Source organism: Sphingomonas aerolata (assembly GCF_003046295.1).
Lineage (GTDB): Bacteria > Pseudomonadota > Alphaproteobacteria > Sphingomonadales > Sphingomonadaceae > Sphingomonas > Sphingomonas aerolata.
The window spans coordinates 586,306-598,383 of sequence record NZ_PZZN01000002.1; the positions used below are offsets into that span (position 1 = coordinate 586,306).

Annotated in this window: 13 protein-coding genes; 6 read left to right on the top strand and 7 right to left on the bottom strand. The window is 67.4% G+C overall.

Annotated features, from left to right (window positions below; genetic code table 11):
- Positions 1 to 28: 28 nt before the first annotated feature.
- Entirely contained in the window at positions 29 to 1,099 is a 1,071-nt protein-coding gene (locus C8J24_RS10055) for an alpha/beta fold hydrolase (RefSeq protein WP_338110815.1), read from the bottom strand.
- Positions 1,100 to 1,114: 15 nt separating this feature from the next.
- Here C8J24_RS10055 and phaR point away from each other — a divergent pair, with 15 nt between their 5' ends.
- From phaR to C8J24_RS10085, 6 genes are all read left to right on the top strand, one after another.
- Positions 1,115 to 1,687, top strand: coding sequence for a polyhydroxyalkanoate synthesis repressor PhaR (phaR, locus tag C8J24_RS10060; RefSeq protein ID WP_107932104.1), 573 nt, complete (start codon positions 1,115 to 1,117; stop codon positions 1,685 to 1,687).
- Between the two features lies 1 nt (position 1,688).
- Entirely contained in the window at positions 1,689 to 1,874 is a 186-nt protein-coding gene (locus tag C8J24_RS10065) for a hypothetical protein (protein WP_107932107.1), read from the top strand.
- A gap of 84 nt (positions 1,875 to 1,958) precedes the next feature.
- Entirely contained in the window at positions 1,959 to 2,819 is an 861-nt protein-coding gene (locus C8J24_RS10070) for a sulfurtransferase (protein WP_107932109.1), read from the top strand.
- Entirely contained in the window at positions 2,816 to 4,027 is a 1,212-nt protein-coding gene (gene metC / locus C8J24_RS10075; RefSeq protein ID WP_107932111.1) for a cystathionine beta-lyase, read from the top strand. The genes C8J24_RS10070 and metC overlap by 4 nt, the downstream gene beginning before the upstream one ends.
- Before the next feature lie 42 nt (positions 4,028 to 4,069).
- Complete coding sequence (gene bluB, locus C8J24_RS10080) at positions 4,070 to 4,723, top strand: 5,6-dimethylbenzimidazole synthase (RefSeq protein WP_107932114.1); 654 nt, start codon at positions 4,070 to 4,072, stop codon at positions 4,721 to 4,723.
- A gap of 222 nt (positions 4,724 to 4,945) precedes the next feature.
- Positions 4,946 to 5,794 (top strand): TorF family putative porin, encoded by an 849-nt coding sequence (locus tag C8J24_RS10085; RefSeq protein ID WP_107932116.1) that lies wholly within the window; start codon positions 4,946 to 4,948, stop codon positions 5,792 to 5,794.
- Between the two features lie 222 nt (positions 5,795 to 6,016).
- Here C8J24_RS10085 and C8J24_RS10090 read toward each other — a convergent pair whose 3' ends face one another.
- From C8J24_RS10090 to C8J24_RS10115, 6 genes are all read right to left on the bottom strand, one after another.
- Entirely contained in the window at positions 6,017 to 6,430 is a 414-nt protein-coding gene (locus C8J24_RS10090) for a DUF3035 domain-containing protein (RefSeq protein ID WP_031440002.1), read from the bottom strand.
- Positions 6,423 to 6,926, bottom strand: coding sequence for a signal peptidase II (gene lspA, locus C8J24_RS10095; RefSeq protein ID WP_031395901.1), 504 nt, complete (start codon positions 6,924 to 6,926; stop codon positions 6,423 to 6,425). The genes C8J24_RS10090 and lspA overlap by 8 nt, the downstream gene beginning before the upstream one ends.
- Complete coding sequence (gene ileS / locus C8J24_RS10100) at positions 6,919 to 9,795, bottom strand: isoleucine--tRNA ligase (protein ID WP_107932118.1); 2,877 nt, start codon at positions 9,793 to 9,795, stop codon at positions 6,919 to 6,921. Before ileS ends, lspA begins: the two co-directional genes overlap by 8 nt.
- Positions 9,796 to 9,868: 73 nt before the next feature.
- Positions 9,869 to 10,792 carry a bifunctional riboflavin kinase/FAD synthetase gene (locus C8J24_RS10105; protein WP_107932120.1) on the bottom strand — a complete coding sequence of 308 codons (924 nt, stop codon included), beginning with the start codon at positions 10,790 to 10,792 and terminating at the stop codon, positions 9,869 to 9,871.
- A gap of 128 nt (positions 10,793 to 10,920) precedes the next feature.
- Positions 10,921 to 11,385, bottom strand: a complete 465-nt coding sequence (locus C8J24_RS10110) for a dihydrofolate reductase (RefSeq protein WP_107932781.1) — start codon at positions 11,383 to 11,385, stop codon at positions 10,921 to 10,923.
- 166 nt (positions 11,386 to 11,551) lie between these two features.
- On the bottom strand, positions 11,552 to 12,070 hold the full coding sequence (locus tag C8J24_RS10115; protein WP_031395906.1) for a hemerythrin domain-containing protein: 519 nt from the start codon (positions 12,068 to 12,070) through the stop codon (positions 11,552 to 11,554).
- Between the last annotated feature and the right edge of the window lie 8 nt (positions 12,071 to 12,078).

Consider the following 12,078-nt stretch of genomic DNA (forward strand, 5'->3'; position numbering starts at 1 on the left):
GGTCCTCTCGTTTCGAGAATGCAATACGCTAGCCGAGCGAATCTATCCAGTTCGCGAGCGGCTCCCAGAGCTGGTCGCGGGCGCGGCTGCCGACGATCATGCCGACATGGCCGGCATCGACGTCGCGCCGGTCCGCGAGCCCGATCGCGGTGGCGGCGGGCACGATCCGGTCGTTGCGCGCGACGAATTCGACCGCGGGGCAGGACAACGCCAGCGGGGCGATCGAGCGACCGGCAATCCGCCACAGACCGCGTCCGGGCAGGTCCCTGGCGAGCATGTCCCCGAACAGCGCGGCAGCTGCGGCAGCTGGGAGCGGCGCACCCGCATTCGCCCAGTCCTCCAGCCTGACGAACGCACGCGCGGCGGGGCTGGTCGGATCGCGGTCGCCGAACGTCTCGTATTTCGCGATCGTCTGCGCGGGCGCGAGCTGCCAGAACCCGCTTTGCAGCACTTCCATCGGCAACAGCCCCGTCTGGCGCGCGAACGGCGCGGCGGCGCGCCAAAGTCGCGCCATCTCGACACGCGCGGTCTCGCCATAGCCGGCGAAATTCCAGGGTGCCGCGATCGTCGCCAGCCCCGCCACCCGCGTCAAGGCGGCAGCGGCGACGGCGAGGGTGCCGCCCAGGCAATAGCCCACCAGGATCGGCGGGGTGGCAAACCCTTGCAGCAGGGGCAGGAGGATGCGCGCGACATGCGCGTCGAGGTCGAGGTCCCGATCCTCGGGCCCCGGCGTTCCCCAGTCGAGCAGGTGCGCATGATAGCCCCGCGTGGCCAGCCACTGCATCAGCGACGTGTCCGCGGAAAGATCGAGGATCGCCGCCGGGTTGATCAGCGAGGGCATGACGATGACCGCCGGCTTGCCCGTAGTGCCACCGCCATAGTCGCGCAGGACCGCCCGGCCGGCCGACGCGCGGATCGGGCGGGGCGGCAAAGGCAGATCCCGGGGCGCGGCCTGATAGCGGTCGAGCCCGGCCAGCGCCCGCGCGCGGCGGTCGGGCGATGCTGCGGTTTCGTTGCGCAACATGGCGAGGAACAGCGGCAATGGCCGTGGACCATGTTGCGGCGCAATGTCAAAGCGCGTAGCGTTTGCCCCGGTCACGTGGAGGGGCTGCATATGAAGAAGCAAAGCACGGTCGACGGGCTTGTCATCATCAAGAAGTACGCCAACAGGCGGCTTTATAATACCGAAACATCATCCTACATCACGCTCGATCATCTCGCGACGATGACTCGCGAGGGCCGTGACTTCAAGGTCGTCGATGCGAAGACCGAAGAGGATATCACGCACAACGTCCTCACCCAGATCATCATGGAGGAGGAAAGCCGCGGCGAGACGATGCTGCCGGTCAATTTCCTGCGCCAGCTGATCTCGATGTACGGCGATTCGATGCAGAAGATGGTGCCCGGCTATCTCGAGGCATCGATGGACAGCTTCCGCCGCAATCAGGAACAGTTCAAGACCGCGGTCGAGGGGGCGTTTGCCCATTCGCCCTTCGCCGACATTGCCAAGCGTAATCTGGCGATGTTCGACGTTGCAGCGCAGGCCTTTGCCCCCGGCAATGCTGCGGGTGCAGCATCCCCCGCACCAGCAGCCGCTAGGCCGGTGGCGACGAAGGACGAGGAGATCGCTGCCCTGCGCACCGAACTCGCCAGTCTTCAGGACAAGGTGGAAAAGCTCGGGAGCTGACATGGCACCGCTGCTGTGGACGGCGAGCGGTGGCTTTGCGGCGCTCGCGATCGCATCGGGTCTGGGCGCCCGCCGTCGCCATCGGCGGCGCGATCCCGACGCGGTCGGCTGGGTCGACTGGCCGACCGTCCAGATGCTTTCGCTGATCGGGCTGGCGGTAACGATCGGGCTGGCGTTCAAGACCTAGCTGGCGGGGCGGCGGCCGAGCCGCGGCCTCGACGTTCGGCCGTGCGCCGGTTACTATCTGCGCCAACCGTCAGGAGGGCAGGGCATGGACACGCTGGTGAGCACCGAATGGTTGGCGAACGCGCTCGAGACCAGCGTCCCGGGCGCTGGCGATCTGCGGGTCGTCGACGCGACTTATGCCGAAGGTCGCGACGCCGCGGCGGACTATGCGGCGGCGCATATCCCGGGCGCGGTGTTCATGAACCTCGCCGAGCTTCGCGACACCGACAGCGACCTGCCCAACATGCTGCCGTCGCCCGCCAAGTTCGCCAGCCGGATGCAGTCGCTCGGGCTCGGCGACGGCAGCCGCATCGTGCTTTACGACAGCTCGCCCTGGCGCACCGCGGCACGCGCCTGGTGGATGCTGCGGACCTTTGGTGCGCACAATGTCGCGATCCTCGACGGCGGTCTGGCCAAATGGCAGGCCGAAGGGCGTGAGACGGAGTCGGGCAAGCGGGCGGTGCGGCATCGCCACTTCACCATCTGGGCCGACAACAAGGCTGTTCGCACGAAGGACCAGATGACCGCGAACCTGTCGAGCGGCGCCGAGCAGGTCGTCGATGCACGCTCCGCCGCCCGGTTCACCGGTGCCGAGGCGGACCCGCGACCTGGCACCGCATCGGGGCATATCCCCGGATCCAAATCACTGCCCTATGCCACGCTGTTCAACGCGGACGGCACGTGGAAGACCGGCGACGCGCTGCGATCGGCATTCGAGGGCGCGGGCATCGATCTGGCAAGGCCGATCGTGACGACCTGTGGATCGGGAATCACCGCGGCGGTGCTGGCGTTCGGGGCGCACCTCCTTGGCAACGAAGCCGCGCTGTACGACGGCAGCTGGTCGGAATGGGGCGGCGATCCGTCGACGCCGAAGGCAATGGGCGCGAAGGCGACAGGAACGCAATGACCGAAACGACAAGGCCGGTCGGCGACGCCACCAAGGTGGTGCTCGCCGGACGTCGCGCGGAATGGACTCGTGGTGTCGGGGAAGGGGCGATCGTCAGTCCGCCGGTCTGGCGGGCGTCGACGATCCTGTACGATTCCGTCGGCCATCTTCGCGACAGCGCGACCCGCGATACGCATCACCGGCTGTTCTACGGTCGCAAGGGCACGCCGACGCAGTGGAGTCTTGCGGATGCGCTGACCACGCTCGAACCCGGGGCGGAGGGCACGTTCCTCTATGGATCGGGCGTCGCGGCGATCGCGGCGGCTTTGCTCTCGGTGCTGTCGCCGGGCGACGAACTGCTGCTGGTCGACAGCGCCTATGACCCGACGCGCGGGATGGCGAACGGCCTGCTCAAGCGGTTCGGCATCATGACCCGCTTCTACGACCCGCTGATCGGTGCGGGGATCGCCGACCTGATCGGCGAGCAGACCCGTGCGATCTTCATGGAAAGTCCCGGCTCGCTCAGCTTCGAGGTGCAGGACATCCCCGCGATCGTCGCGGCGGCGCGCGCGCGCGGCGTGACGACCCTGCTCGACAATACCTGGGCGACGCCGCTGTTCTTTCCGGCGATCGGCCACGGTGTCGACCTGACGATCCTGGCGTGCACCAAATATGTCGTCGGCCATTCGGACGCGATGCTCGGATCGGTGACGGCAGGGCCCGGCCATTTCAAGGCGCTGCGCGAGACGAGCTTCCAGCTGGGGCAGATCGCCAGTCCCGACGACTGCTGGCTCGGTAGTCGTGGGCTGCGGACGATGGCGGTCCGGCTGGCCCAGCACCAGTCGAGCGCATTGGCGATCGCGCAGTGGCTGGAGGCGCGTCCGGAGGTGGCGCAGGTGCTGCATCCTGCCCTGCCCGGATGCCCGGGGCACGACCTGTTCATGCGTGATTTCAAGGGATCGAGCGGGCTGTTCTCGTTCGTGCTCGATGGCGGTGACGACGCGTCGCGGGCCGCGCTGATCGACACGCTCGAGCTGTTCGGGATCGGCTATAGCTGGGGCGGGTTCGAAAGCTTGGCACTGCCGGTCGATCCGCACCGCTATCGCAGCGTCACCCGCCGCGAGGTTGCCGGGCCGATGATCCGCCTTCAGATCGGGCTCGAGGACCCGGCGGACCTGATCGCCGATCTCGATGCGGGGCTTGCTGCCTTTCGGGCGGTGCGCGGCTAGCGACCTTGCTCGCCGGACGTGATCGGGTACAGCGTGCCGGCCATGCACACAGAACCGCGCGACGCTGGAGGCCCGGTCTTCGATACGGCGTTTCAGGCCAAGCTCGAGCTGCTGTTCCGCTGGCGCCGTGATGTCCGCCGGTTCCGGCGCGACGCGCTGCCCGCAGGCGCAGTGGACGCGCTGCTCGCGATCGCCGACGCCGCGCCGTCGGTGGGGCTCAGCCAGCCCTGGCGGTTCGTGACGATCGATGACTCCGCCCGACGCGACGCGATTTGCGCGGACTTTGCCGCCTGCAACGCAGCCGCGCTGGCCGGGCAAGACGAGGCGCGTGCCGCGCTCTACGCCCGGTTGAAGCTCGCCGGGCTCGAGCAGGCGCCCGTCCACATCGCGGTGTTCGTTGAACCCGATCCTAGCCAGGGTCATGGTCTGGGGCGTCAGACCATGCCGGAAAGCGTCGCCTATTCCGCCGTAATCGCGATCCACACATTGTGGCTGGCGGCGCGCGCGAAGGGGATCGGGCTCGGCTGGGTCTCGATCCTAGACCCCGCGCGGATCGCGCACATTGCGGGCGTACCGGACGGATGGCGGTTCGTCGGCTATCTCTGCCTCGGTTATCCCGAAAGCGACGCGGACATGCCTGAATTGGCGCGCGAGGGGTGGGAAGCGCCGCGCCGCACGCCGATCCTGCGTCGATAGGCCGGCGCGCACCCGAGCGTTGTGACCGAGACGGTGTGGCCGGTGCGCAACATCCATGGCGTCAACACCGCGCCTGGCGCAATAATCGCTTGTGCAGTGTATCAACGACTGTCATTCATTTGTCACCGCAGGAAAGACCGTGCTCGGAGGCCATGCCTCGATAGATGCGGCGTCCGCGGGTGCAGGCGGGGACATCGAATTTCCAGTTTCGAAAGGGAAACGATGCGCTTCTCCACTATCCTCTTCGGCAGCCTCGCGCTGGCTGCCGCACCCCCTGCGTTCGCGCAGGATACGGCGCCACCCAAGGACGTCACGGTCAGCGGATCGGTCGGACTTGTCAGCGACTATCGCTTTCGCGGTGTGTCGCAGTCGGACGAAAATCTCGCGGTCCAGGGCGGCATCACGATCGCGCACAAGAGCGGCGTCTATATCGGCACCTGGGGATCGAACCTCGCCGGCTGGGGCACGTTCGGCGGCGCCAACATGGAGCTCGACCTGATCGCCGGGTACAAGCTTCCCGTCGGCGGCGGTACGCTCGACGTCGGCGCGACCTGGTACATGTACCCGTCGGGCTTCGACAATACCGACTTCATCGAGCCCTATGCCAAGCTCTCGGGCACCGCCGGCCCGGTCGCGCTGACCGCGGGCGTCGCCTATGCGCCCAAGCAGCAGGCGCTGGGGCCTTGGTATTCGAACGGCACCTCGGCCGCCAACGGGGTCTATGACCGCGTCAACGCCAAGGATTCGAACCTGTATTTGTGGGGCGATGTCAGCAGCGGCATTCCCGATACCGGGCTGACCGTGAAGGCGCATGTCGGCTATTCGAACGGCAACAAGGGGCTCGGGCCATTCGCCACCAGCGTGTCGCCGACCGGCGAATATTTCGACTGGCTGGTGGGTGCCGATTACGTGATTCCGGGCACGCCGCTGACCTTGGGCGTTGCCTATGTCGATACCGACATCAGCAAGGCGGAGTCGGCGTATCTCCAGCCGAGCTTCAGCCGTGGGCAGGACGGCGTCGGTTCGATCGCCAACGGGAAGGTGCTGGCGTCGCTGACCGCCGCGTTCTGACGTAGCGCGGGTGCTGTCGTCGTCCTGGCGTTCGGCTGGGACGGCGGGCGCGCGCGGTTGCGGCATTTTGCACGGCCGCTTCCTGCCTCCCTCTCGTCACCCCAGCGGAAGCTGGGGTATCCTACGGAGCAGGGGCGGGCGGGCGGGGTGGCCATCGACCGAACACGAAAAAGGGCGGCCCCCCTGCGGGAGCCGCCCTTTTTCGCGTCTTGCAGCAACCGATCAGTTGGCGGTTGCGCGCGCATCCTGGCCGTCGCCTTCGGGGGCGGCAACGATGTCGCGCGTGGTCGAACCCTTGTCGATCACGGTCGTGCCGGGATCGCCCGCGCTCGACCGGATGCCGGGATCGGCGGCGCTGGGGCCCGCTTCGCTCAGCACACCGGCTTCGGCAGGGCTGCGCGCAGCGGTGCCGCCGAACAGCGCGTCGAGCGTCTGGGCGTTCGCGGCGGTATCCTGTGGCCGTGCGGCACCCGGCTGCGGCGGGACCAGCGCGAAATCGGGGGGGATCACCAGCGGAGCCTGGCGGGCGACGGCGAACTCGTCCGGTCGCGCACGATCGAGGCTCTTGCCGGCGCCGCAGCCGGACAGCAACGCGACGCTCGCCAGACCGGCAGCCAGGGGCACAAACTTACGCATGGGAATTCTCCACAGGGGGCTTCTCGCGCACGAGCAGCGCCCGGACAAGCAGGACGAGCACGCCGACAGTAATCGCTGCATCCGCGACATTGAAGACCAAAAACGGGCGCCACTCGCCGATATGCAGGTCGGCAAAATCGACGACATAACCGAGCCGGATCCGGTCGAGGATATTGCCGACCGCACCGCCGAGCACGAAGCCCAGCGCGATCTGATCTGCCCGGTTCTTTTCGCGCGTCATCCAGATTGCGACCCCGACCGAGATCGCCCCCGTCAGCAGCACCAGCGCCCAGCGCGTCAGATGGCCATCGGCGGGCAGCAACCCGAGCGAAATGCCGATATTTGGCACGAAGCGCAGGTCGAAGAACGACGTGATCGTCTGCGCATCGCCGAGCGAATCGATCCCGAGCGGGCGCGTTACGGCCCATTTGCTGAGCTGGTCGGCGAGGAACAGCGCGATCGCCGCCCCGAAGCCGGCCTTTGGCAGGTTACGCATGCGCCACCACCTCTTCGCACCGGTCGCAGAGCTCGCCGTCGGTCGTCACTTCGGGAAGGTGGCGCCAGCAGCGGCCGCATTTGTGGAAGTCGGTGCGCGTCACGGTGACCGCATCGCCCGGTGTGACCTTGGCGACGATGAACGCCTCGGCCAGCGCATCGGCGTCGAGCAGCATCGTCGGGACGGTGATCTCGGCCTCGAGGCTGGACCGCACGGTCTTCTCGCGGCGCAACGGCTCGATCGCCTCGGTGACGGCGACGCGTAGCGCGCGGATCTCCTGCCACTTGGCGCCGACAACGTCGTCCGCGTCGAGCGACGGGAGCGACGGCCATTCGAGATAGTGGACCGAGCTGTCGTCGCTCGGGAAGCGCGACTGCCAGACTTCCTCCGCGGTGAAGCACAGCACCGGCGCGGCGTAGCGGACCAGCGCGTGGAACAGCACGTCGAGGACGGTGCGGTACGCGCGGCGCTTCACGTCGCCGGGCGCGTCGCAATAGAGCGAGTCCTTGCGGATATCAAAGAAGAACGCGGACAGGTCCTCGTTCGCGAAGTCGGTCAGCAGCCGCGTGTAGCGGTTGAACTCATAGCCTTCCGCCGCCTGGCGCAGCTCGGTGTCGATCATGCCGAGGCGGTGAAGCACATAGCGCTCGAGCTCGGGCATGTCGGACACCGCGACACGCTCGGACTCGTCGAAGCCCTCGAGCGCGCCCAGCATGTAGCGGAACGTGTTGCGCAACTTGCGGTAGGAATCCGACGCGGTGGCGAGCACCTCCTTGCCGATCTTCACGTCGTCGAAATAGTCGGTCGAGGCGACCCACATGCGCAGGATGTCCGCGCCGCTCTCGCCGATGATCTTGAGAGGATCGACGACGTTGCCGAGCGACTTCGACATCTTGCGGCCCTGGCCGTCGAGCGCGAAGCCGTGGGTGAGGACCGCGTCATAGGGCGCGCGACCGCGCGTCCCGCAGCTTTCGAGCAAGCTCGACTGGAACCAGCCGCGATGCTGGTCCGACCCTTCGAGGTACAGGTTGGCGCGTGTGCCTTCGCCGTAGCGCGCCTCGACGGTAAAGACGTGCGTGCAGCCCGAATCGAACCAGACGTCGAGGATGTCCTTCACGACCTCATAGTCGGCGAGCGCGTAATCGGGGCCGAGCAGCGCCTGGTGGCCGTCGGCGTACCAGGCATCCGCGCCGTTCTGGCGGAAGGCTTCGACGATGCGCGCGTTGACCGCGGGGTCGTTGAGGTACTGGCCGGTGGCGCGGTTGACGAACAGCGCGATCGGCACGCCCCAGGCGCGCTGGCGTGAGATGACCCAGTCGGGGCGGCCCTGCACCATCGACGTGATCCGGTTCTCCGAGCGCGCAGGGATCCAGGTGGTCGCGGCGATCGCGTCGAGCGCGATCTCGCGGAGGGTTGCGCCGTTGCTCGACCCAGGCCCTGCTACTTCGTTCGGGGCGAACGGGGGTGCGGCCGCATCCCCAACCCCGTTCGTGCTGAGCGAAGTCGAAGCACCCTGGGTGCCGACCGACGTCGCCGCATCCATCGGTATGAACCATTGCGGCGTCGCGCGGAAGATCACCTTGGCCTTGGAGCGCCACGAATGCGGGTAGCTGTGCTTGAAGTCGTCGCTCGCCGCGAGCAGCGCGCCGGTCGAGCGCAGGTCGGTGCAGATCGGGCCGTCGGCGGCCACGAACTTCTTGTTGATGACGGACCCTTGCCCGCCCAGCCAGGCCCAGTCGGCGCGGTACATGCCCGCACCGTCGACCGCGAAGACGGGGTCGATGCCGTACTGCTTGCAGAGCTCGAAATCGTCCTCGCCGTGATCCGGCGACATGTGGACGAGCCCGGTGCCCGCGTCGGTCGTGACGAAGTCGCCGGGGAGGAACGGGCGCGGCTTCGCGAAGAACCCGCCGAGGGTGTGCATCGGGTGGCGTGCGGTCGCGCCTTCCAGTTGCGAACCCTTACCGCGCCACTTGATGTTCTCCGACCAAAGATCGAAGCCAATGCGCGTGCGAACGCTATCAAGAAGATGCTCGGCGATCACGACATAGCGATCGTCTGCAAGCACGCAGACATACTCGATCTCGGCTCCATAGCTCAGCGCCTGGTTCACCGGGATCGTCCACGGTGTCGTCGTCCAGATTACCGCATGCGCACCGACCAGCTCGGGCGCGTTCGGCGCGTCGACGATCTCGAACGCGACGTCGATCTGCGTCGAGACGATGTCCTCATATTCGACCTCGGCCTCGGCAAGCGCGGTCTTCTCGACCGGCGACCACATCACGGGCTTCGCACCGCGGTACAGCTGGCCGCTCTCGGCGAATTTGAGCAGCTCGCCGACGATCGTCGCCTCGGCGTCGTACTTCATCGTCAGGTACGGATCGGCCCAGTCGCCCATCACGCCGAGCCGCTCGAACTCGCCCTTCTGCACCTCGACCCATTTTTCGGCATAGGCGCGGCATTCGGCGCGGAACTGGTCGACGGGGACGTCGTCCTTGTTCAGCTTCTTCGCGCGATACGCTTCCTCGACCTTCCACTCGATCGGCAGGCCGTGGCAGTCCCACCCAGGGACATAGGGCGCGTCCTTGCCCATCAGCGACTGCGAGCGGACGATGATGTCCTTCAGGACCTTGTTCATCGCATGGCCCATGTGGATGTCGCCGTTCGCGTACGGGGGGCCGTCGTGCAGGATGAACCGCTCGCGTCCGAGCCGCTGTTCGCGCAGCCGGTCGTAGATGCCGAGCTTCGCCCAGCGCTCGAGGATCGCCGGCTCCTTGGCGGCGAGGCCGGCCTTCATTGGGAAGTCGGTCTTCGGCAGGAAGACGGTGTCGCGATAATCGCGCGCGGCGGGGGCGGGTGCGTCGGTCATAGGTGGGGCGGGCTGTAGCCGAGCCGGGGGCCCGTTGCCATCCCCCCTCCCGCACGCACCGGCGCCGCCGCGGTCAGCCGAGAATGGTGCGCGCGCGGTCGCAGTCGATGTCCATCTGCGCGATCAGCGCGTCGAGGCTGTCGAACTTCGCCTCGGGGCGCAGATAGTCGATCAGCGCGACCTCGATCGTCTGCCCGTACAGGTTTTCGGCAAAATCGAAGAAATGCGGTTCGAGCAGTTCCTTCGGCGGATCGAAGCTCGGGCGGATGCCGAGGTTCGCCGCGCCCTTCAGCACGCGGCCGTCCTCCAGACGGCCGGTCACCGCGTAGATCCCGTAGGCGGGGCGCAGATAGTTGCCCATGTCGAGATTGGCGGTCGGATAGCCGATCGTGCGGCCGAGCTTGTCGCCATGCTGCACCACGCCCTCGATCGCGAACGGGCGCGTCAGCAGCCGAGTTGCGGTCGCCATGTTGCCGGCACGCAGCGCCTCGCGGATCCGGGTCGAGGACACCGTCTCGCCATCCAGCGCGACCGCGCCGACGGTTTCCGCGCGGAAGCCGTGGACCGGCCCGCGCGCGGCGAGCGTGTGGACCGTGCCGCTCTTGGCATGGCCGAAGGTGAAGTCCTCGCCCGTCACCACGCCGCCGATCCGCAGATTGCGTTCGAGGCGGTCGGCGACGAACTGCTCGGCGGTCAGCGCGGCGAGATCGCCGTCGAAATGGAACACCACCATCGCATCGGCGCCAGCGTCTGCGAACAGCCGCTCGCGCTGGTCGAGCGTGGTGAGGCGGAAGGCGGGCGTATCGGGGCGGAAATGGCGGACCGGATGCGGATCGAACGTCGCCACCAGCGCAGGGCGACCCTCCGCCTTGGCCCACGCGATCGCGCGCGCGACCACCGCCTGGTGACCGAGATGGAATCCGTCGAAATTACCCAGCGCCACGATCCCGTCCGCCAGATGCGAAGGGATGGATGCGCCACCGTCGAGCCGTTGCATGCACGGGTCAGTACCCAGACGCCGCGGATGACGATAGTCCTTCCGTGTCGTTGTCTGCCGCGCCTCCTTGTTCTTCCGCGAAGGCGGGAGTCCAGTCCGAGCTCCCGCCTTCGCGGGGGGAACGGTCTTTACCGGCGGGTGAGCGTGACGAAGCTGTAAGGTGGACGCTGCTTTTCGCCCGGGTGGTCTTCGCGTGCGATCTCGTGCCAGCCGTCAAACGCCGGGACGATGGCGTCGCCTTCGGGTTCGTCATGGACTTCGGTGAGTTCGATCCGGTCCGCATGGGGGAGCAGCTGCGCGTAGATCTGCGCGCCGCCGATCACCGCGACGTCGTCGCCGGCCAATGCGAGCGCCTCGTCGATCGAGTGCGCCACCTCCGCGCCGTCGGCGTGCCAGTGGCCGCGGGTGAGGACGATGTGGCGGCGGCCGGGGAGGGGGCTCGGGAAGCTCTCGAACGTCTTGCGCCCCATCACCATCGGCTTGCCCATCGTCAGCGCCTTGAAGCGCTTGAGGTCGGCGGGGAGGCGCCAGGGGAGCTGGCCGTCGCGGCCGATGACGCCGTTGCTAGCGCGGGCGAGGTAGAAGGTGATCATGCGGCGCATCATGGCGGATATGGGGGCGGGGGGCTATGCCTGTATCACCACCGCGGCGAAGGCCGGGGCCCAGTTGGGGGACGTCGGTGGTGAAAGACGGCGCTCCGTTACGACCACCTTTCCACCTGGACCCCGGCTTTCGCCGGGGTGGTAAGAAGCGGGTGGATCAGTTCGGGGCGTGTTCCTTGACGTACGCCTCGGGATCCTTCTCGACGACCTTCACGCCGTTCAGGTGGTTCGCCTCGAACGCCGCGAACCGGACGCCCAGCTCGTGCCGCTCTTCCAGCGTCGCATGCTTGCGGAAGTCGGTCAGGCCCTGGCGCTCTTCCTCGGCGAGGTGATCGCTGTTCGCCTTGTTGCATTCGCCGACCGCCTCGAACCACGCGTCCGAGCCGACCGGGTGCTTGTCGACCGCTTCGCCGGTTTCGCGGATGTCGTTGTGATCCTCGATCGCGTCCTCGGTCTCCTCGGCGGCCGAGTCGGCGTCGTTGCCACCGGTGCCGATCTTCATCAACCGCGGGTAGAAGAAGCGCTCTTCCGCCTCGGCATGCGCGTCGAGCAGGTTCTTGAGGCGGGTCCACAGTGCCGACAGCGCCTCGGTATCCTTGGCGTCGATGCTGTCGATCTGTGCGAACAGCGCGCGCTGCTGGGCATGTTCGTCGAGGATGAGCTGGGTGATGTCCATGATAGGCC

Coding starts and splice junctions, on each gene's coding strand:
- phaR (WP_107932104.1), top strand. CDS start 1,115: ATGAAGAAGCAAAGCACGGTCGACGGGCTTGTCATCATCAAGAAGTAC.
- C8J24_RS10065 (WP_107932107.1), top strand. CDS start 1,689: ATGGCACCGCTGCTGTGGACGGCGAGCGGTGGCTTTGCGGCGCTCGCG.
- C8J24_RS10070 (WP_107932109.1), top strand. CDS start 1,959: ATGGACACGCTGGTGAGCACCGAATGGTTGGCGAACGCGCTCGAGACC.
- metC (WP_107932111.1), top strand. CDS start 2,816: ATGACCGAAACGACAAGGCCGGTCGGCGACGCCACCAAGGTGGTGCTC.
- bluB (WP_107932114.1), top strand. CDS start 4,070: ATGCACACAGAACCGCGCGACGCTGGAGGCCCGGTCTTCGATACGGCG.
- C8J24_RS10085 (WP_107932116.1), top strand. CDS start 4,946: ATGCGCTTCTCCACTATCCTCTTCGGCAGCCTCGCGCTGGCTGCCGCA.
- C8J24_RS10090 (WP_031440002.1), bottom strand. CDS start 6,430: ATGCGTAAGTTTGTGCCCCTGGCTGCCGGTCTGGCGAGCGTCGCGTTG.
- lspA (WP_031395901.1), bottom strand. CDS start 6,926: ATGCGTAACCTGCCAAAGGCCGGCTTCGGGGCGGCGATCGCGCTGTTC.
- ileS (WP_107932118.1), bottom strand. CDS start 9,795: ATGACCGACGCACCCGCCCCCGCCGCGCGCGATTATCGCGACACCGTC.
- C8J24_RS10105 (WP_107932120.1), bottom strand. CDS start 10,792: ATGCAACGGCTCGACGGTGGCGCATCCATCCCTTCGCATCTGGCGGAC.
- C8J24_RS10110 (WP_107932781.1), bottom strand. CDS start 11,385: ATGATCACCTTCTACCTCGCCCGCGCTAGCAACGGCGTCATCGGCCGC.
- C8J24_RS10115 (WP_031395906.1), bottom strand. CDS start 12,070: ATGGACATCACCCAGCTCATCCTCGACGAACATGCCCAGCAGCGCGCG.